General features: G+C 63.8%; 16 protein-coding genes. 6 read left to right on the top strand and 10 right to left on the bottom strand.

The features are described 5' to 3' along the window. Positions 1-4: 4 nt before the first annotated feature. Both VSR72_RS42875 and VSR72_RS42870 read right to left on the bottom strand, forming a co-directional pair. A complete protein-coding gene (locus VSR72_RS42875) occupies positions 5-1,477 on the bottom strand; it encodes a TolC family protein (RefSeq protein ID WP_342958230.1) in 1,473 nt (490 codons plus the stop codon). 153 nt (positions 1,478-1,630) lie between these two features. After that, positions 1,631-2,455, bottom strand: coding sequence for a methyltransferase domain-containing protein (locus VSR72_RS42870; protein WP_342958238.1), 825 nt, complete (start codon positions 2,453-2,455; stop codon positions 1,631-1,633). Between the two features lie 505 nt (positions 2,456-2,960). Between VSR72_RS42870 and VSR72_RS42865 the strand changes: the two genes are divergently transcribed. Together VSR72_RS42865 and VSR72_RS42860 are read left to right on the top strand one after the other, a co-directional pair. Further along, positions 2,961-3,257: a hypothetical protein gene (locus VSR72_RS42865; RefSeq protein ID WP_342958229.1), complete on the top strand. Its 297-nt coding sequence runs from the start codon at positions 2,961-2,963 to the stop codon at positions 3,255-3,257. Between the two features lie 458 nt (positions 3,258-3,715). After that, entirely contained in the window at positions 3,716-4,348 is a 633-nt protein-coding gene (locus tag VSR72_RS42860; protein WP_342958228.1) for a class I SAM-dependent methyltransferase, read from the top strand. 27 nt (positions 4,349-4,375) lie between these two features. Here VSR72_RS42860 and VSR72_RS42855 read toward each other — a convergent pair whose 3' ends face one another. Next, positions 4,376-4,600, bottom strand: a complete 225-nt coding sequence (locus tag VSR72_RS42855; protein ID WP_342958227.1) for a hypothetical protein — start codon at positions 4,598-4,600, stop codon at positions 4,376-4,378. A gap of 343 nt (positions 4,601-4,943) precedes the next feature. Between VSR72_RS42855 and VSR72_RS42850 the strand changes: the two genes are divergently transcribed. Beyond that, on the top strand, positions 4,944-6,023 hold the full coding sequence (locus VSR72_RS42850; RefSeq protein ID WP_342958226.1) for an MBL fold metallo-hydrolase: 1,080 nt from the start codon (positions 4,944-4,946) through the stop codon (positions 6,021-6,023). 134 nt (positions 6,024-6,157) lie between these two features. Here the strand turns inward: VSR72_RS42850 and VSR72_RS42845 are convergent, their stop codons facing one another. The 7 genes from VSR72_RS42845 to VSR72_RS42815 form a co-directional block, all read right to left on the bottom strand. After that, a complete protein-coding gene (locus tag VSR72_RS42845; protein ID WP_342958225.1) occupies positions 6,158-7,099 on the bottom strand; it encodes an FAD-binding protein in 942 nt (313 codons plus the stop codon). Positions 7,100-7,109: 10 nt separating this feature from the next. Next, a complete protein-coding gene (locus VSR72_RS42840; RefSeq protein ID WP_342958224.1) occupies positions 7,110-7,859 on the bottom strand; it encodes an electron transfer flavoprotein subunit beta/FixA family protein in 750 nt (249 codons plus the stop codon). Between the two features lie 65 nt (positions 7,860-7,924). Further along, positions 7,925-9,079, bottom strand: a complete 1,155-nt coding sequence (locus VSR72_RS42835; RefSeq protein WP_342958223.1) for a CaiB/BaiF CoA-transferase family protein — start codon at positions 9,077-9,079, stop codon at positions 7,925-7,927. A 136-nt stretch (positions 9,080-9,215) separates the two neighbouring features. Then, positions 9,216-10,889 (bottom strand): electron transfer flavoprotein-ubiquinone oxidoreductase, encoded by a 1,674-nt coding sequence (locus VSR72_RS42830; protein ID WP_342958222.1) that lies wholly within the window; start codon positions 10,887-10,889, stop codon positions 9,216-9,218. A 56-nt stretch (positions 10,890-10,945) separates the two neighbouring features. Further along, positions 10,946-12,736, bottom strand: coding sequence for an acyl-CoA dehydrogenase (locus VSR72_RS42825; protein ID WP_342958221.1), 1,791 nt, complete (start codon positions 12,734-12,736; stop codon positions 10,946-10,948). Between the two features lie 229 nt (positions 12,737-12,965). Further along, positions 12,966-13,970 (bottom strand): AraC family transcriptional regulator, encoded by a 1,005-nt coding sequence (locus tag VSR72_RS42820; protein WP_342958220.1) that lies wholly within the window; start codon positions 13,968-13,970, stop codon positions 12,966-12,968. A 144-nt stretch (positions 13,971-14,114) separates the two neighbouring features. Then, complete coding sequence (locus VSR72_RS42815; RefSeq protein ID WP_342958219.1) at positions 14,115-16,109, bottom strand: acetoacetate--CoA ligase; 1,995 nt, start codon at positions 16,107-16,109, stop codon at positions 14,115-14,117. A 696-nt stretch (positions 16,110-16,805) separates the two neighbouring features. On the opposite strand from VSR72_RS42815, the gene arcD reads away from it, so the two are divergent. The 3 genes from arcD to VSR72_RS42800 are packed head-to-tail and all read left to right on the top strand — an operon-like array spanning position 16,806 to position 20,505. Beyond that, a complete protein-coding gene (gene arcD, locus VSR72_RS42810) occupies positions 16,806-18,173 on the top strand; it encodes an arginine-ornithine antiporter (RefSeq protein ID WP_342958237.1) in 1,368 nt (455 codons plus the stop codon). A 16-nt stretch (positions 18,174-18,189) separates the two neighbouring features. Continuing rightward, a complete protein-coding gene (gene arcA / locus VSR72_RS42805) occupies positions 18,190-19,446 on the top strand; it encodes an arginine deiminase (RefSeq protein WP_342958236.1) in 1,257 nt (418 codons plus the stop codon). Between the two features lie 48 nt (positions 19,447-19,494). Then, the gene (locus VSR72_RS42800) at positions 19,495-20,505 is read left to right on the top strand and encodes an ornithine carbamoyltransferase (protein WP_342958218.1); all 1,011 of its coding nucleotides are present in this window, start codon (positions 19,495-19,497) and stop codon (positions 20,503-20,505) included. Positions 20,506-20,562 lie beyond the last annotated feature (57 nt).

Genomic DNA, 20,562 nt, shown 5'->3' with positions numbered 1-20,562 from the left:
GAGATCAACGTGCAACGATGTTATTGGAGACTGCGCTTTCAGCCGTGGCGCCTCGCTCGGGCGGAGTCTGATAAGGATCGGGAATCGCGCTGCCGAGCAGCGCCTGGAGGCCAATGCGTTGTTCTGCGAGCGCTTCGCGCGCGGTCGCCGCATCGATGTGCCGCGCAAGCGCCGCGCTTTGCGCATCGACATACTGGCCAAGCACGATGTTGCGCGCCGCGTAGGCGTCGCGCGCCTGCGCGGCGGCACGCTCGAGCTCCGGCAGCGCAGCGTCGTCCTGCTCGAGTTGATGGGCAGCCATTGCGTTGTCGGCACGCAGATGAGCGATATCCGCGTAAGCCGCGTTCAGGCGCGTCTGATATTCGTCCGCGAGACGCTGTCGTGTGGCTTGCTCGATGGCGATATTGCCGCGATTGCGGTTGAATACCGGCAGCGTAAGATTGATTGCGAAGCCGCTTGTGTAGATTTCCGAAGTGTCGCGTTGCCGCGTAAAACCCACGGAGAGGCTCGGGAACTGGTTGAGGATCGCGGCGCGATACTTCTGCTCCTGCGCCTCGTAGCCTGCCTGAAGCGCGATCAGATCGGGACGGCGCTGTGTCAGCTTCCCAATGGCTGCGTCGAGCGTGGCATCGGGCATCGGCGCGACGGCCGTGTCGCCTGTGAGGGCAAGCGTCGTGTCGGGCGCGAGACCGAGCAGCGCGTTGAGATCATGGTGTGTCTGCTCGCGGGCGCGCTGCATGTCGGTGTATTGCTTGCGGGCGTCTTCATACGCTGTGAGCGACGCGGTGACGCTGTCGGCCGTCACGTTGCGCTCGCTAGCCGCGTGCGCAGTGCGCTCATAACGCGTGCGGGCCAGTGCCGTCTGCTGGGCGAGCAGCGGCAGCACCTCGTCCTGAAAGCGCGCCTTCACGTACAGTTGCTTCGCCTGCGCCACGACCTGCCACTCCTGCCAGAGCAGACCGAGGTCGGTCTTGCGAACCGTGGCGTTGGCGGACTTCGTATTCGCGCTGCGAGTGACGATTGCCATTACGTCCATGCTCAGGCCATAGCTGAACGCGCGCGAGAGCCCAACAGCGCCGGGATAGTCGCTGGAAACGCTCACCTGTGGATCTGGCAGGAGTCCTGCAGAAAATGCCTGCGCTTGCGCAATACCGAGGTCGTCACGCGCAAGTTTCAGGTCGGGATTGTTGGCGACGGCCAGCATCGCGACGTCTTCGATATCGAAGCCATTCACCGGATCGAAGCGATGTGCCGCAAGCTCGGGCAACGGCATTTTCGCGGGATCGATCTGAACCCGTGCGAGCGCATCTTGCGTTGTCAATGAAGGCCCCGTAGCCAGGGGCTGCGTCTTGTAGCTTGCGCATCCGGCAAGCAGCGCGGCGCCCGATGCAGCGGCGACGAGCGTGACACGCGCGCTAGCCGGGATGGAAAGACGAAAGACGCGCGACAAGGTCGCGCGAGACTGCGGGCTGGACAAAATACACTCCTCGAGCCAATCCCGCGCAGCATGAATGCGCGAGCATGGACCTGAACGCAAACACCACACGTTTGTGGGGCATTGCAGCAGGCATGCAGCGCATTCTGCAGGGTAAACGCTTATGCAATCCTTAAGCCGGTTTTCGTCTAGTCGTTAAGGCTTCTTCGCCGTCAGGTATGCGATGCGCTCAGCGCCGAGTTGCGTTCCGCTTTCGAAAATCGCCCGCATGCGAACTTCCAGATACGCGCGCTCGTCGCGGGTAAATTCCTTCTCGAAGACCTCTTCCAGGCTGGGCGCCAACGGGTGAGGCGAGGTGCGAAGAAACGTCTCCCAGGGCATGCCATCCTCGGTTCGCACTTCGATGTGCAACTCCAGATGAATGTCCGTGAACCCCGCGTCGATCGCGAAGCGCACAAGGTCGCGCTCCCCATAATTCGTGATGGGCAGCGCGCGCACTTTCTCCTCGGTGTCGGGAAACTGTGCCGCGCGGCATCGGAGCAGCAAGGGAAAGAACGGATCTTCCGTGTTGAATGCGCGGGTATCGACCAGGTGCTTGAGCATGCAGACCTCGAGCGCTTCGTCACGCAAGATCGGCTCTGCAATGGCGAAGCGGCCACCCGGTTTGAGTATGCGGTAGAGCTCCCGCATGGCAGCGGGCTTGTCTTCCACATACGCCAGAACCGCGCGCATCGTCGCGGCGTCGACGGCTTCATTGGCGATGCCTTCCAGCTTCTCTGCGCAGCCGTGAATGAATGCGCACTGCCCGCTCACGCCCAGACTTCGGGCGCCCTCTTCCGCGTGCCGCAGCAACGGCGTCGAAATATCGGTCATGAGCACCCGGATCGAGGCGCCGGCGCGCTCGATTGCGCGAAACCCGACGAGACCATCCCCCGTTCCGATGTCGGCCAATGTCATGCCAGGACGAAGGCGAACGTTATCGAGCACGCGGTCCGCGTACCTTGTGATCTCGGCACGCACACTGTGCTCATGTGCGCAATCGCCGCCATGACGCTGCTGGAGAATCCATGTGGACCAGTTGTCATGAGTGACGTTATTCGTAAGCGGCAACAAGATAGATTTCCAGGAGAAGCTTGAAGGGCCTGCGGGATCGTAGCTTTGTATTCTGATGAGCACCTTATCGAGGCAATATTCCCGGTGTGGAACCGTTATTTTCTCGCGCGAAAAGTGCTATCCACTTTTCATCTGAATAAAAGTCGCTTTCATTCCAGAGATAATCGTCGACGATTTTCATGGACAGACACGCCACGGCACGTGGCGTGTCTGCCAACCTGCGCGCCATCCAGCCCTTGAAAGCAGGTCATCGAGCGATTATGGATGGCGTGAATGCAAATCGAAGCACAGCTTATGCGAGCCTTAATTTGATTCGATTTCACCAAATAAATACTTCTTAAGTATCTGGAAGGCGCTCCGATAAACCGTGCGCTGTTCATGGTTTTTTCTCTTTTCTTCTGGAGCCCTTTTTATGACGATTCAGGCAGTTTCGAGCCAACCCGCCGCTGCGACAGCAGCGAATACCGGCGCGCAGAACCAGCAGGCGACTGCCGTTGCGCAACCGGCCAGCAAGACGCAGTCGCAGTCCAGTACGACGACTCAGAGTTCGACGTCGTCGGCTTCGTATGCCGTCACGATCAGCAACGCCGCACGCACTGCATTGGCCGAAGCCACCGAAACTTCGGTGCAGACCGCACAAGAAGCGAACCGCGGAGATCTACAGGCTCAACGCCTGCTTGCGAAGGAGCAGGCCAACAAGATTGGGTGACGAGCGAAGCGCGTGATAAACGCTGTCCGACGACAGTTACGCACGCGCTACGCTCTAAAGATCAGGCGCCGGAACAGACCACTGCGTACTTCGGTGCTTGTGATTCGCTTGCACGTTGCGCGAAAAACGCGACGTGCAAGCCATCAGCTTTTCGGCAGGACAACTCGACGTGCCCCAAGCACGTCGGCAAAAAGCCAACTGATAAGATAACTTTTCTTATCACAATGCTTCGATATTGACGAATAACTGGCAGCAACAAAAACGCGCCGCAGCCGGGTTCCTTCACGTTCACGCCGCGACTTGCGCGCTGTGTCCTGAAAGCAAACTTCAGCGACAATATGTGACAGCACGGCCGATCACGCCCGAAGGCATCACGGCGCAAATCCTGGCCGCAACCTTGCGGGCGCGCAGACGCTCTCCGACATCGAGCTTTTGCGACTAATCAGGCAGGAGGTTTTATGCAATCGCGGGATCACTGGAATCGCGTCTACACGACAAAGACGCCGACCCACGTAAGCTGGTTTCAGGAGCATGCACTCCAGTCAGTGGCGCTCATTCGTCAAGCGGGCCTGTCGAAGGACGCGGCCATCATCGACGTGGGCGGCGGAGCCTCGACGCTGGTCGACGACCTCGTGGCGGACGACTACCGCAACGTCACAGTGCTCGACCTTTCCGACGCTGCGCTCGCCGCCGCCCGCACGCGCGTGGAAACGCGGCTGGGCGAACGCGCAAGCCGCGTTGAGTGGATCGCGGGGGACATCACGCAAATCGAGTTGCCCGTGCGGGCTTACGATGTGTGGCACGACCGCGCCGTATTTCACTTCCTGACGAGCCACGAAGACCGGGAAGCCTATGTGAACGCCGTGCTGCGCGCCGTGAAACCAGGCGGCATCGTGATCGTGGCGACCTTCGCCGAGGACGGCCCCGACCATTGCAGCGGGCTCCCCGTGATGCGCTATAGCGCCGATGCGTTGCACGCCGAATTCGGCGCGCCTTTCACGCTGCTCAAACAGGAACGTGAGGAGCATCACACACCGGGCGGCGCCACGCAGAAGTTCATCTACTGCATGTGCCGTAAAGAGACTTCGTAAACGCGGTTATCGCCGACGCACCCCGTTTCAGGGTGCGACCGCGAGCGCTGCGTCTTCCGGAAGATTTTCGAGCGCGCGGTTGCCATCGCGCAGCGCTTCGCTCTCACCTTTGAAGGTCGTTTCGCTGTATGCAATGAGCTTGAAGCCGCTACCCGCGCTGCGGGGGATGGTGATGCCCCAATGCCACCCTCCTTCCTGTTCGAAGACGTGCAGCTTCGGAGTCGCCTGCAATGTGTTTGATCGATTCGTCATGTCACGCCCTCCCTTGCGAAAGCGTCGAGGCAGCCGGCTGACCTTGTCAGCAGACTCAGTCAGTGTAGGCATCATTTTGTTGCAGCGCAATAAATATCGACGTTGAGGGGCGATGCTACGTCATTGCGCGTCGTCATCCGGCAACAAAGCGAAACAGGCGGCAACGAGAAGCAACAAGCGGAAACAAAGGTAAGCAGGTGTGCTGCAGCGCAGCGTGGGCCGCAAAGTTGCGCACCAGGCGCTCTGCCCCCCCAAACGGACGTGGGCGGCCACACCGCGTTCGCGCTATCCTCCGCGCAATGCGCGAAAGTTTGCGCGCCCCATTTCCCTATGTGCACGACGCATGACTGAACGCACCGAAGACATCTCCAGCAGCACGCGATCGGCGCTGCGCTACCCCTTCACAGAGCCGCCCGCGCCCGGCTCCACGATCGAGATCGCGCCGGGCGTGCGCTGGCTGCGCATGCCGCTGCCCTATGCGCTCGATCACATCAACGTGTGGCTCATCGACGAGGACGACGGGTGCGCCATTGTCGATACGGGCGCCCGCACGGACGCCGCCACGGCCGTGTGGCGCGCGATCCTCCCGCAAGGCAGTGAGGCGCAAACGGTGCCCTCCGTGACGCGCGTACTGGTCACGCACATGCACCCGGATCACGTGGGCATGGCCGGCTGGCTCACGCGCGCGTTCGACTGCCGCCTCTGGATGACGCGCACCGAGTACTTCAACTGCCGCGTGGCCGCTGCCGACACGGGCCGCGAAGCGCCTGCCGACGCGCTCGACTTCTATCGGCGCGCGGGTTGGAGCGAGTCGGCCATCGATGTCTACCGCGCGCGTTTCGGGCGCTTTGGCCAGCATATCCACGCGCTGCCCGAAAGCTTCCGGCGCCTGCAGGACGGCGAGGTCGTACGCATCGGCGCGCACGACTGGCGCGTGATCGTCGGCATGGGGCATTCGCCGGAACACGCTTGCCTCTACTGCCCGGCGCTCAAGCTCTTCATTTCTGGCGACCAGGTCCTGCCACGCATCTCCTCGAACGTTTCGGTCTATCCGATCGAGCCCGACGCGGACCCGATGGCCCAGTGGTACGCCTCGTTCGACAAACTGCAACGCGAAGTGCCCGACGACGTGCTCGTGCTGCCCTCGCATAACGACTGCTTTTACGGGCTGCACGCGCGCATCGAGCGTTTGCGCCAGGGGCAGGACAAGAGCCTCGCACGCTTGCGCGCCACGCTCGCCGAACCGCGCCGCGCCGTGGACGTGTTCGGTGCGCTGTTCGCGCGGCGCATCGGCGAGGACGATCTCGGGCAGATGAGCCTCGCGACCGGCGAGAGCCTGGCGTGCCTGAACTACCTGATGTATCGCGGCGAAGTGAAGCGCGAACTGCGCGACGACGGCATGTACTGGTATTCGCAGACGTAAAAACGCGAACGTAAAAAAATGGCAGGGAGGGCGCACCACGCCCTGCCTGCCACAAGTTGCATCGGCCGCATCGACGGCACGCACTAGAAAATCGTGAGTTGGCCAGTGTGCTTCTACTGGCCGCACAAACTCCGTTAGAGCGCCGCGACCAGCTCGGGCACGGCCTCGAACAGGTCCGCTTCGAGGCCGAAATCGGCCACGCTGAAGATCGGCGCTTCGGCATCCTTATTGATCGCCACGATCACCTTCGAGTCCTTCATGCCCGCGAGATGCTGGATCGCGCCGGATATGCCGCACGCGAAGTACACCTGAGGCGCGACGATTTTGCCGGTCTGCCCCACTTGCCAGTCGTTCGGTGCGAAGCCTGCGTCCACGGCTGCGCGGCTCGCGCCAAGCGCGGCGCCCAGCTTGTCGGCGAGCGGCGTGAGGACGGCGTTGAACTTCTCGCTGCTGCCCAGCGCCCGGCCGCCGCTCACGACGACGCGCGCATCCGCGAGTTCGGGCCGCTCGCTCTTCGTCACGACGCGTTCGACGAACGCGCTCAAGCCGCTGTCCGCGACCGCTGCGACGCTTTCCACCTGCGCCGCGCCGCCCTGCGCAGCGGCGTCGAAGCCCGTCATACGCACAGTCACGACTTTCACCGCTTCGTTACTTTGCACCGTCTGGATCGCGTTGCCAGCGTAGATCGGACGCTCGAACGTGTCCGGGCTCACCACACGCGTGATCTCGGAGATCTGCGCCACGTCCAGCAGCGCGGCCACGCGGGGCGCGACGTTCTTGCCGACACTCGTGGCCGCAAAAAGGATGTGCTCATAATTCGCGGCAACGGCCAGCACTTGCGCCGCGAGGTTTTCGGCGAGCGCGTCGGCGAGTGCAGCGCCATCGGCGTGCAGCACCTTCGCGACGCCCGCGATGCGGGCCGCGTCCTGAGCCGCGCCAGCCGCGTTGTGGCCTGCCACCATCACGTGCACTTCACCGCCGCATTGGAGGGCGGCCGTCACCGTGCTGAGGGTGGCCGACTTGATCGAGACGTGATCGTGCTCGGCGACGACCAGAACAGGTTTACCAGCAGTCATTTGCATTCCCTCAGATAACTTTCGCTTCGTTCTTCAGCTTCGCGACCAGCGTCGCGACGTCGGGCACCTTGACGCCCGCCGCGCGGCCCGCAGGCTCCGCGGTCTTGAGCGTGGTGAGGCGCGCCGCGACGTCCACGCCGAGTTGCGCGGGCGTGGTCGTGTCGAGCGGCTTTTTCTTGGCCTTCATGATGTTGGGCAGCGTCGCGTAGCGCGGCTCGTTCAGGCGCAGATCGGTCGTCACGATGGCCGGCAACGCGAGCTGCACGGTCTCGAGGCCGCCGTCGATTTCGCGCGTCACGCGCGCCTTGCCCTCTGCAATCTCGACCTTGCTTGCGAACGTGGCCTGCGGGCGCGCGGTGAGCGCAGCCAGCATCTGGCCGGTCTGGTTGCAGTCGTCGTCGATAGCCTGTTTGCCGAGGATCACGAGCTGCGGCGCTTCCTTGTCGATCAGCGCCTTGAGCAACTTCGCGACCGCGAGCGGCTCGAGCGCGGTGTCCGTCTCGATCAGCACGCCACGATCCGCACCGATCGCCATCGCCGTGCGCAGCGTCTCCTGGCAGGCGGCGGGGCCGCACGACACGGCGACCACTTCGCTCGCGACGCCCTGCTCCTTCAGCCGCACGGCTTCCTCCACAGCGATCTCGTCGAATGGATTGATGCTCATCTTGACGTTCGCGAGATCGACGCCCGACCCGTCCGCCTTGACGCGAACTTTCACGTTGGCGTCCACTACGCGCTTGATTGCTACCAACACCTTCATGTCTTCCTCCAGATTGATGCTTTCGATGCCGCTGCTTTACGCACACAAACGCTGCGCAGCGTCACTTACTCCTGATAACCGAGCCCATGCTCCCGCATGCGCGCGACGGTCCCTTCGTCGAAGCCCCAGTCGAGCAGCGCGGCGAGTCCATGCTCGCCTCGCGCCGGCGCCTTGTGGCCGATGGCCGATGGCGTGGCCGAAAAGCGCGGCGCGGGTGCCGGCTGCACGACGCCGTGCGCCTCGACGAAGCTTGCGCGCGCAACGTTGTGCGGATGCCTGGGCGCTTCGGAAAAACCCAGCACCGGCGCGACGCACGCATCGCTGCTCTCGAACACGGCGCACCATTCATCGCGGGTACGCGTAAGGAATGCCGCCTCGAAATGCTGGCGCAGCACGGGCCAACCCTTGCGGTCGTGCTGCTTCGGCAGGTCGGCATTGGCGAGCCCGAGTTTGTCGAGCAGTTGCGCATAAAAGCGCGATTCCACCGCGCCAACCGCCATGTAGTAGCCGTCTTTCGCGAGGTAGCTGTCGTACCAGGGCGTGCCGCCGTCGAGCAGATTGCTCTCACGCGTTTCGCGCCAGTTGCCGGACGCAATCAGCCCCCACACGATCGAACCGAGCTGCGCCGCGCCCTCGACCATCGCCGCGTCCACCACCTGCCCCGCGCCGCCGCGCTGCACGTTGCACAGCGCCGCCACCACGCCGAGCGCGAGCAGCATGCCGCCGCCGCCATAGTCGCCCACGAGGTTCAGCGGCGGCACCGGCGCCTCCCCCGCGCGGCCGATGCCGGAAAGCACGCCCGAAAGCGCGATGTAGTTGAGGTCGTGCCCGGCGCGCTGTGCGAGCGGCCCGCTCTGCCCCCAGCCGGTCATGCGGCCGTAGATGAGTTTCGGGTTGCGCGCGAGCGCCACTTCGGGCCCAAGGCCCAGCCGTTCCATCGCGCCGGGGCGAAAGCCCTCGATGAGGACATCGGCCTCGGCGATCAGGTCCAGTGCGACCTGTGCCGCTTCGGGGCGCTTGAGATCGAGCGTGATCGAGCGGCGGCCGCGGCCCGTGACGTCGACCAGCGCGCCCTCGCGCTTCGGCCCGAGATCCTCAGGAGCGACGGGCCGGTTCACGCGGATGATGTCCGCCCCCATGTCAGCCAGCAGCATCGTGCCGAAGGGAGCCGGACCGATTGCCTCGAACTCCAGTACGCGAAAACCGCTCAATACGCCCATTCCTTGTCTCCGTTTCGTTGTTGCCGTAGCGATGAACATACGGCAAAACGTCGCAGTTGAACCCACCCGGTAGCGGTGGGTGGCTCAGGTGGGAAAGGAATGGTTCGACAAGGGGCGCGAGCGCGCCGCCCCGTGCTTACATGTTCGGATAGTTCGGGCCGCCGCCACCTTCTGGCGTGACCCACACGATGTTCTGCGTCGGGTCCTTGATGTCGCACGTCTTGCAGTGCACGCAGTTTTGCGCGTTGATCTGCAGACGGTCGCTGCCGTCGTCGCTCTTCATGAACTCATACACGCCTGCCGGGCAAAAACGCGCCTCGGGGCCAGCATAAGTCGCGAGGTTGATGCCGACCGGCACCGTCATGTCCTTCAACGTGAGGTGCGCGGGCTGATTCTCTTCGTGGTTCGTGTTCGAGATGAACACGGAAGAGAGCCGGTCGAACGTGAGCTTGCCGTCAGGCTTCGGATACTCGATCGGCTTGCACTGCGAAGCGGGTTTCAGCATCTCGTGATCTCGATGCTGATGATGCAGCGTCCACGGCACGTTGCCGCCCATGAGCTTCTGCTCGATGCCCACCATCAGCGTGCCCAGGTACAGGCCCTTGCTCATCCACTGCTTGAAGTTGCGCGCCTTGTACAGCTCCGTGTGGAGCCACGACTGTTTGAACGCTTCCGGGTAGGCCGCGAGTTCATCGCTCTGGCGACCGGCCTGGACGGCTTCGAAAGCTGCGTCCGCTGCCAGCATGCCGGTCTTGATCGCCGCGTGGCTGCCCTTGATGCGCGAGGCGTTCAGGAAGCCCGCATCGTCGCCCACCAGCGCGCCGCCCGGGAAGACGAGCTTCGGCAGCGACATCAGGCCGCCTGCCGTAATCGCGCGCGCGCCGTATGACACGCGCTTGCCGCCTTCGAGGTACTTGCGGATTTCCGGATGCGTCTTGTAGCGCTGGAATTCCTCGAACGGCGAGAGATACGGGTTCTGGTACGCGAGCCCGACGACAAAGCCCACCATCACCTGGTTGTTGTCGATGTGGTACAGGAACGAGCCGCCGTACGTATCCGACTCGAGCGGCCAGCCGGCGGTGTGAATCACGAGGCCCGGCTGATGCTTCGAGGGATCGATTTCCCAGAGTTCCTTGATGCCGATGCCGTAGACCTGCGGGTCCGAGTCCTTGCCGAGCTTGAACTTCTCGTTGAGCTGGCGACCGAGGTGACCACGGCAGCCTTCGCAGAACAGCGTGTACTTGGCGTGCAGCTCCATGCCGAGCTGGAAGTTCTCGGTGGGTTCGCCGTCCTTGCCGACACCCATGTTGCCGGTGGCAACGCCCTTGACCGAGCCATCGTCGTTGTAGAGCACTTCGGCAGCCGGAAAACCGGGGAAGATTTCGACGCCCAGCGCCTCGGCCTGCTGACCCAGCCAGCGCGTGACGTTCGCGAGGCTGATGACGTAGTTGCCGTGGTTCTTGAAGTTGTCGGGCAGTGCCCAGTTCGGCACGCCCTTCGCACCGGTTTCCGTGAGGAACAGGAACTTGTCTTCGGTCACAGGCACGTTCAGCGGTGCGCCTTGCTCTTTCCAGTCCGGAATCAACTCGTTCAAGGCGCGCGGATCCATGACCGCGCCCGAGAGGATATGCGCCCCGATCTCCGAGCCTTTCTCCAGCACGCAAACGCCGATTTCAGCGCCTTTTTCCGCGGCCAGCTGCTTCAGGCGGATCGCGGCGGACAGCCCGGCGGGGCCGCCGCCGACGATCACCACGTCGTATTCCATCGACTCGCGTGGGCCGTACTGCGCAATCAGATCACTCGACGACATATCCTCTTCCTTGCTTGCTAACTGAGCTTGCTAAATGAGCGCCCTAAGCCGCCCGATCAAAACTGCACTTCGCTCAGCGCGAGCACGCCCGCGTCGCCCTTTGCGGCCAGGATCGACGTCTCGAGGCCACCTGCCTGCGGGAGAATGTGCTCGGCGTAGAACTGTGCGATCGCGATCTTCGCGCCGTGGAATTCGGCGTCGTTTGCGAGTTCGCGTTGCGAGACGAGCAGCGCGCGCGCCATTTGCCAGCCGCACAGGACGATGCCCGCGAGCTTGAGATACGGCACGCTGCCCGCGAACACCGCGTTCGTGTCGCTCTTGATGTTCGCAATCACGTAGTCGACGACATTCGCCAGCGCGCTCGCGCCCTTTTCCAGTTGCGTGCGCATGGATGCCGCCGCTGCGCCTTCGGCGCGGCCGAGTTCCTCAGCAGTCCGAGCGATCTCCGCAAGCAGCGCCTTCGCAACCGCGCCGCTGTCGCGCACCGTCTTGCGGCCGACCAGATCGTTCGCCTGGATCGCCGTGGTGCCTTCGTAGATGGCGAGAATGCGCGCGTCGCGGTAGTACTGAGCCGCGCCCGTTTCCTCGATGAAGCCCATGCCGCCATGCACCTGGACGCCAAGGCTCGTCACCTCGTTGACCATTTCGGTGCTCCAGCCCTTCACGATCGGCACGAGGAATTCGTAGATCGCGAGGTTGCGCTCGCGCACTTCGGGGTCGGCGTGGTAGTGCGCATTGTCGCTATAGGCGGCTGCGACATAAGCGAGTGCACGGGCGCCCTCGGTCATGGCGCGCATCGAGCCGAGCATGCGGCGCACGTCCGGATGATGGATGATGGTGGCCGACTGCTTGAGCGAGCCGTCCACGGGGCGGCTCTGCACACGCTCCTTCGCGTACGCCACGGCCTTCTGGTAGGCGCTTTCCGCCACGCCCACGCCCTGCATGCCCACGCCGAAGCGCGCCGCGTTCATCATGATGAACATGTATTCGAGGCCGCGATTCTCCTCGCCCACGAGATAGCCGATCGCGCCGCCGTTGTCGCCGTATTGCAGCACGGCCGTCGGGCTCGCCTTGATGCCGAGCTTGTGTTCGATCGAGACGCAATGCACGTCATTGCGCGCGCCGAGCGAGCCGTCGTCGTTCACGAGGAACTTCGGCACGACGAAGAGAGAGATGCCCTTCACGCCTTCCGGCGCGCCCGGTGTGCGAGCCAGCACGAGGTGAACGATGTTTTCCGCCATGTCATGCTCGCCCCACGTGATGAAGATCTTCGTGCCGAAGACCTTGTACGTGCCGTCACCTTGCGGCTCGGCGCGCGTGCGCACGAGTGCGAGGTCGGAGCCTGCCTGCGGCTCGGTGAGGTTCATCGTGCCGGTCCAGTCGCCCGAGATGAGCTTCGGCACGTAGCGCGCCTTCAGTTCGTCGCTGCCCGCGGTGAGCAGCGCCTCGATGGCGCCGTCGGTCAGCAGCGGGCACAGCGCGAACGAGAGGTTCGCCGCGTTGAGCATTTCGATGCAGGGCGTGGCGATCAGCTTGGGCAGCGCCTGGCCGCCGAATTCGGACGGATGCTGCAGGCCCTGCCAGCCGCCCTCGACATACTGGCGGAACGCGCCCGCGAAGCCCGGCGTTGCCGTGACTTCACCGTCGTGCCAGGTGCTGGGCGCGCGGTCGCCTTCCACGTTCAGCGGCGCGATGACTTCGCCGGAGAGCTTCGCGCACTCGTCGAGCACGGCCTGCGCAGTGTCGAAACCAGCGTCTTCGAAACCCGGCAGGGTTGCGACGGCGTCGATGCCGGCCAGCTCTTTCAGCACGAACAGCATGTCCTTGACGGGGGCGTTGTAGCTCATGATCGGTCCTTCCAGTCACTCAGGGGTCAAAATGGATGTGCCGCCGGGCCAGGGTTACCTCGGAGATAACTGCGTGGCCACCTTGCGGCAGTACAGGACGAATCGTAGCGGCAATCGGTCGCCAAACCACTGTCCAAACCGGACCACATGGTGACAATTCTGGCCACGCTATCGGCTGCTGTGCCCACCCATCATGGGTGGGCGTCCCCACTTTGCGGCGCCCGCCCGCTCAGCCGCGGCGGCGGTAGGTGCCGGGCGTGCTGCCCGTCCAGTGGCGAAAGGCGCGGTGAAAGGCGCTGGGATCGTCGAATCCCAGGTCGCCGCCAATGGCCGCGATCGTGTCCTGGGTGTCGGTGAGGCGCTGGATCGCCACGTCGCGGCGCAGTTCGTCCTTGAGCGCCTGGAACGTGGTTTCCTCGGCGGAGAGGCGCCGGCAGAGCGTGCGCACCGAGCAGTGCAGGTTGTCGGCCGCTTCTTCGATGGTCGGCAGGTCGGGCAGTTGTGCGGCCAGGTACTGGCGCACGTTGTGGCTTACCAGTTGCTCACTGAAGGTTTCGAAGATCCAGTCGCCAGGCGAGCGCGCGAGGAACGCGCGCAGGTTGCGCTTGCTCTGCCGGATCGGCATGTCGAGATAGGCCGCGCTAAAGCGCATGAGCGTAGCCTCGCTGCCAAAGCGCACGGGCCCATGGAAAAAGTAGCGGTGATCGAGCGCGTGCGGCGGCTGCGCACAGGCGAAATCGACTTGCAGAAGCGGAATGCGCTGGCCGATCAGCCAGGAACACACGCCGTGCGCGAGTTTGAGCGTCAACTCCTGCCCGAGCGGCCCGATCGCGCCGTACGCCGCGTTGGCACGTAATGCCACCTGTGCCACGAGCCCCTGACGGCGCGATTCGAGCCTGAAATCGTCGAGGACGATGTGGAAAAACTGATCGAAACGATGCAGCGCCGTTTCGAGGTTGCGCGCGTCGAGCAAGCTCAGGCAGAGAAACTTGAGCGTGCCGCTGCGCAGCGGCCGGCTGAAGATGCCGGGCATTTCGTCGTCGAGTTCGATGGCGAGCGTCTGGTAGAGCGTGGAAAACTGCTCTTCCGTCACGCGGCCGCCCGGCTTGGCGAGCAGTTCCAGCGCGATGCCCGCCTCGTTGAGATAGCGGCGGATCACGGCGGGCTCGGCACCCGCGCCGGCGAGAAAGCCGTTGACGAGCGAGATGGGAACGGTGGCGCTAGGCGATGGCATGCGTGGTCGATAGGAGGCCGCGGGAACCGGCAGAAACGGGCAGACAGAGTCGTCAGCCCGCGCGCCATTCTAAATCGGCGCGGGCAAAACCACGCTGCCGCGCCCGAACGCCTTTCACTGCGGTCTTGCACTGCCGGGCCCCGCTTACTGCGCTTCGCCCCTCGCCCGCGCGAATGCCGCAAACCACGCGAGACTTTCCGGGTTGGCCATGGTGTCCGGATTGGCCACCTTTTCGAGCGGCTGGCCGAGCAGGAGCCGCTTGATCGGCACTTCCATCTTCTTGCCCGAGAGCGTACGCGGAACGGCTTGAACCTGATGGATCTCGTCGGGCACGTGGCGCGCCGAAAGCGCCTCGCGCACACGCGCGCGAATGCGCTGCGCGAGCGCGTCGCTCATCTCGACGCCGGGGCGCAGCACCACGAAGAGCGGCATCGACGAGGCGCGCCCCAGGTACTCCAGATCGACCACGAGGCTGTCCAGCACCTCGGGCACCGACTCCACCGCGCGATACAGCTCGCTCGTACCCATGCGAATGCCGTGGCGGTTGATGGTCGCATCCGAGCGGCCATAGATGATGGCGCCGCCTCTCGGCGTGATGCGCAGCCAGTCGCCGTGGCGCCAGATGCCAGGAAACATGTCGAAGTAGCTCTCGCGGTAGCGCCGGTTTTCTTCATCGCGCCAGAAGTAGAGCGGCATCGAAGGCATGGGCGCCGTGCACACGAGTTCGCCGACTTCGTCGATGCGCGCGCGCCCTGCTTCATCGAACGCCTCGACTCGCGCGCCAAGGCATCGGCACTGCATTTCGCCGAGATGGACCGGCAAGGTCGGCACGCCGGCGAGGAAGCAGCCCGCGAAGTCGGTGCCGCCCGAAATCGCGTCGATCCACACCGGGCCCACGTGTTCGAGTATCCAGGCATACGCTTCGGGCGGCAGCGGCGAGCCTGTCGAGCCGACTGCACGCAGGCGCGAGAGATCCGCCGCCGCACGCGGCTCGACGCCGGACTTGAGGCATCCCTGGAAATACGCGGCCCCCGCGCCGAAGAACGTGACGCCCGTCTCGCCCACGAAGCGCCACAGCGCCTGCGCGTCGGGATACGCGGGGTTGCCGTCGTAGAGGCAGATCGTCGCGCCCGCGAGCAGGCCACCCACCTGGCAGTTCCACATGATCCAGTTGGTGCTCGCGTACCAGTGGAAGCGGTCGCCGGGACGCAGGTCGAGATGGAGCGCCGTGAGCTTGACATGCTCCACCACGATGCCGCCGTGCGAATGCACGATGGCCTTGGGCATGCCCGTCGTTCCCGACGAATAAACGATCCACAACGGATGATCGAATGGCACGTGTTCGATTTGCAGCGGGACGTTTCCGGCGATTGCGTCGCGCCATGCCGTGGCCCGCGGATACTCCTTCACGCCGGCCTCCGCGTCGAGTTGCGGCACGAATACGAGGTGCGCCACGCTCGGCAACTCGCGCAGCAGATGATGAATCAACTCGCGCCGGTCGTGCGGTTTGCCGCCGTAGCGATAGCCGTCCACCGCGAACAGCACCTTGGGCTCGATCTGCCGGAAGCGGTCGAGCACCGCGAGCGGCCCCATGTCGGGCGAGCACACCGACCATATCGCGCCCACGCTCGCCGTGGCGAGAAATGCCACGACGGTCTCAGGCGTATTCGGCATGAAGGCCGCCACGCGATCGCCGCGCGTGACGCCCATGCGCCGCAGCGTGGCCGCGCAAGCCGCGACCTGGCGGCGCAGTTCCGCCCAGCTCAACTCGCGCGTGCGCCCGGCCATCGGGCCGCTCTCGCTGCGCGAAACGATCGCGGGCCGCGCGTCGCTCGCGAGCTGGAAAGCTCGCTCGACGTAGTTCAACTCGATGCCTGGAAACCAGCGTGCGCCGGGCATCGCCGCATCGGCGAGCGCCACGCCGCGCGGCTCGCGCGACGGAATCTGCGCCCAGTCCCACAGCGCGCACCAGAAAGCGTCGACGTCCTCGACGGACCAGCGCCACAGTGCGTCGTAGTCGTCGAACGCGAGACCGCGCGCGTCGCCGAGCCACTTCATGAACTGCGTGATGCGGGCCGATTCGACTTGCTGCAGCGTCGGCGTCCAGGCCGCAGCGGTTGCGGGAACAGTTTCGTTCATCTCGTTGCGTGGGCTCTTGCGGGTTTGTCTGACCTAATGGTGCCGGAGCCGGGGCGGATCGAACAATTCAGGGAAACCAGTGGGGAATGCTCGCTAACGTCGCGCGCAATTGCACCATTGCATCGCGTTCATTTTCAATATTTCGAATAAAAGTTGTAATTGAATCTTTTCGCGCGATCACTATTTGATTCTCCGATTCAATCGACGAATAATCGAAATTCGCAAACCGTGTTGCCCCGCACAATTAAAACGAATCGCTGATTTATCTCGCGGCGCACAAAGCCCGTTTTGCCTGCGAATTCAGCAGACGGCGTACTCCATACGCAATTGGCATCAAGGCCGTCATAAAAATGCAATCCACCAACGCCTTTAATTTGCTTAATTCCCGCCGATTCGCCTCTCCCTATCGGACCAAAGTCTTATTGTCAGATTGCGCGCCCCCTATCAGATTGAGCGCGTAGCGGCACGGGTTCCGCTCTCGCGGCATGCGTTTCCGTGTTGCAGTCGCAGGCACAAGCAAATTGACGGGTTGGCGCGCAGCGCGAGATCTGCGATCCAGCCGGCTCGTACAGGAGACCGCGCATGTCCGAATCGACGTCTACGCCTCACCCGGCTGCCAAGCCCGATAGCGCCGCCACGCCAGCCGCCGCCAACAAGTTGCGCCTCGGCGCGCTCACCGCCCTCGTGGTGGGCTCGATGGTGGGCGGCGGGATCTTTTCCCTGCCGCAAAACATGGCGGCCAGCGCCGACGCCGGCGCGGTATTGATCGGCTGGGCGATCACCGCTGTCGGCATGCTCATGCTCGCGTTCGTGTTCCAGTCGCTGGCCGTGCGCAAGCCCGAACTCGACGGCGGCGTGTACGCCTTCGCGAAAGCCGGCTTCGGCGACTACATGGGCTTCGGTTCAGCGTGGGGTTACTGGATCAGCGCATGGCTCGGTAACGTCGGCTACTTCGTTCTCCTGTTCAGTACGCTCGGCTACTTCTTCCCGGTGTTCGGCGAGGGCAACACGCCCATCTCGATCATCTGCGCCTCCGTGCTGCTCTGGGCGCTGCACTTTCTCGTGCTGCGGGGCATCAAGGAGGCCGCGATCGTCAACCAGATCACCACGGTCGCGAAGCTCGTGCCGCTGTGTCTGTTCATCATCATCTGCGCGTTTGCGTTCCGCTCCAGCACCTTCACGGCTGACTTCTGGGGACAAATGAATCCCAAGCTCGGCAGTGTGACGAATCAGGTTCGCAGCATGATGCTCGTCACCGTGTGGGTGTTCATCGGCATTGAAGGCGCGAGCATTTTCTCCGCGAGGGCGGAAAAGCGCAGCGATGTCGGCAAGGCCACGGTCATCGGCTTCGTCGGCGTGCTGCTCCTGCTCGTGCTCGTGAACGTGCTGTCGCTTGGCGTGCTCACGCAGCCCAAGCTCGCTGCCTTGCAGAATCCCTCGATGGCGGGCGTGCTCGAAAACGTGGTCGGCCACTGGGGCGCAATTCTGATCAGCGTGGGGCTCGTCGTGTCGCTCGCGGGCGCGCTGCTTTCGTGGGTGCTGCTGTGTGCCGAAATCATCTTCTCGGCCGCGCGCGACCACACGATGCCAAACTTCCTGCGCAAGGAAAACGCGAAGCACGTGCCGGCCAACGCGCTGTGGCTCACGAACGGCATGGTGCAGATCTTCCTCGTCATCACGCTGTTCTCGAAGGGCACCTATCTCTCGCTGATCTATCTCGCGACCTCGATGATCCTGCTGCCCTACTTCTGGTCGGCGGCCTACGCATTCCTGCTCGCGCTGCGCGGCGAGACGTACGAGGCCGACAGCGGCGAGCGCAACAAGGACCTCATCATCGCGGGCGTCGCCGTGATCTACGCCGTCTGGCTCATTTACGCCGGCGGCCTCAAATATGTGCTGCTTTCCGCGTTGCTCTACGCGCCGGGCATCGTGCTGTTCGCGCGCGCGAAGCGCGAGGTCGGACAGCCCGTGTTCACGAACATCGAGAAATTCGTTTTCGCCGCGGTGCTGCTTGGCGCGTTGATCGCGGCTTTCGGCCTGTACAAGGGCTTTCTCACCCTCTGATTCGAGGAGTCTCATGATGAGTACGGACACTGTCGCCTTTGGCGTCAACTCCGAGGCGGGCAAGCTGCGCAAGGTCATGGTGTGCGCGCCCGGTCTCGCGCATCAACGCCTCACCCCCAGCAACTGCGACGAGCTGCTATACGACGACGTGATCTGGGTCAGCCAGGCGAAGCGCGACCACTTCGACTTCGTGACGAAGATGCGCGAGCGCGGCGTTGACGTCCTCGAGATGCACAATCTGCTCACGGAAACGGTGCGAAACCCCGAAGGGCTCAAGTACATCCTCGATCGCAAGGTTCGCCCCGAGACCGTTGGCGTTTCGCTCGCGGGCGAGGTGCGCAGCTGGCTCGAAGGGCTCGAGCCGCGCAAGACCGCGGAATTCCTCATTGGCGGCGTGGTGGCCGAAGATATTCCGGACACCGAACAAAGCAAGATCCTCAAGGAATTCCGCCGTTATCTGGGCTATTCAAGCTTCGTGCTCGCGCCGCTGCCCAACAGCACCTTCACGCGCGACACGACTTGCTGGATCTACGGCGGCGTATCGCTCAATCCGATGTACTGGCCGGCGCGGCGGCAGGAAACGCTGCTCACCACGGCCATCTACCGGTATCACCCCGAGTTCGCGGGCAAGGACTTTCAGGTGTGGTACGGCGACCCCGACGAGGACCACGGCGCGGCCACGCTCGAAGGCGGCGACGTGATGCCGATCGGCAACCGCGTCGTGCTGATCGGCATGGGCGAGCGCACGAGCCGCCAGGCCATCGGGCGTCTCGCGCAGAACATCTTCGCCAAGGGCGGCGCGGATCGCATCGTCGTCGCGGGCCTGCCCAAGTCGCGCGCTGCCATGCACCTCGACACGGTGTTCAGCTTCTGCGACCGCGACCTCGTGACGATCTTCCCCGAAGTGGTCAACGAGATCGTGCCGTTCTCGATTCGCCCCGACGACAAGAGCCCCTCGAAGCTCGACCTGCGCCGCGAGGAAAAGCCCTTCGTGGACGTCGTGGCCGAAGCGATGGGTCTGCCGTGCCTGCGCATCGTCGAAACCGGCGGCAACGCGTTCGCGGCCGAGCGCGAGCAATGGGACGACGGCAACAACGTAGTGTGCGTCGAGCCCGGCGTCGTGATTGGCTACGACCGCAACACCTATACGAATACGCTGCTGCGCAAGGCCGGCGTGGAGGTCATCACGATCACGGCGAGCGAACTGGGCCGCGGGCGCGGCGGCGGCCACTGCATGACATGCCCGATTGTGCGCGACGCCATCGATCTCTGAGCGTCGCCTCTAACCGCATTCCCACTGCATTCGCAACGGAGAAACGACATGGCTTTCAACCTGCGCAACCGCAGCCTGCTTAGTCTGATGCACCACAGCACCCGCGAGCTGCGTTATCTGCTCGACCTCTCGCGCGACCTCAAGCGCGCCAAGTACACGGGAACCGAGCAGCAGCACCTCAAGGGCGTGAACATTGCGCTGATCTTCGAAAAGACCTCCACGCGCACGCGCTGCGCGTTCGAAGTCGCGGCCTACGACCAGGGCGCGAACGTCACCTATATCGATCCGACCTCCTCGCAGATCGGCCACAAGGAGAGCATGAAGGACACGGCACGCGTGCTGGGCCGCATGTACGACGCGATCGAGTATCGCGGCTTCAAGCAGGACATCGTCGAGGAACTGGCGAAGTTCGCGGGCGTGCCGGTGTTCAACGGCTTGACCGACGAATACCACCCCACGCAGATGCTCGCCGATGTGCTCACCATGCGCGAGCATTCGGACAAGCCGCTCACGCAGATCAGCTACGCGTATCTGGGCGACGCGCGCAACAACATGGGCAACTCGTTGCTGCTCATCGGCGCGAAGCTCGGCATGGACGTGCGCATCGCGGCGCCGAAGTCGCTCTGGCCGCATGACGAACTCGTGGCGGACTGCAAGAAGTTCGCCGAGGAAAGCGGCGCGCGCATGCTGCTCACCGAAGACCCCAAGGAGGCCGTCAAGGGCGTGGATTTCGTGCACACCGACGTGTGGGTGTCGATGGGCGAGCCGATGGAAGCCTGGGGCGAACGCATCAAGATATTGCTGCCTTACCAGGTGAACATGCCCCTCATGAAGGCGAGCGGCACCCCGCAAACTCGCTTCATGCACTGCCTGCCCGCCTTCCACAACAGCGAGACCAAGGTCGGCAAGCAGATCGCCGACAAGTATCCCGAGTTGAAGGACGGCGTCGAGGTCACGGAGGAAGTATTCGAGTCGCCGTTGAATCTGGCCTTCGAGCAGGCGGAAAACCGCATGCACACGATCAAGGCGATTCTCGTTTCGACGCTCGCCGACATTTGAGCCGCACCTCTCGACGGGGCGCGTGCGGCGCGTTGCCGGTCCTCAAACCCGGCAACG

Origin of the sequence: Paraburkholderia sp. JHI869 (genome assembly GCF_038900775.1) — a bacterium.
GTDB lineage: Bacteria > Pseudomonadota > Gammaproteobacteria > Burkholderiales > Burkholderiaceae > Paraburkholderia.
This window is presented reverse-complemented; position numbering and strand designations above follow the sequence as displayed.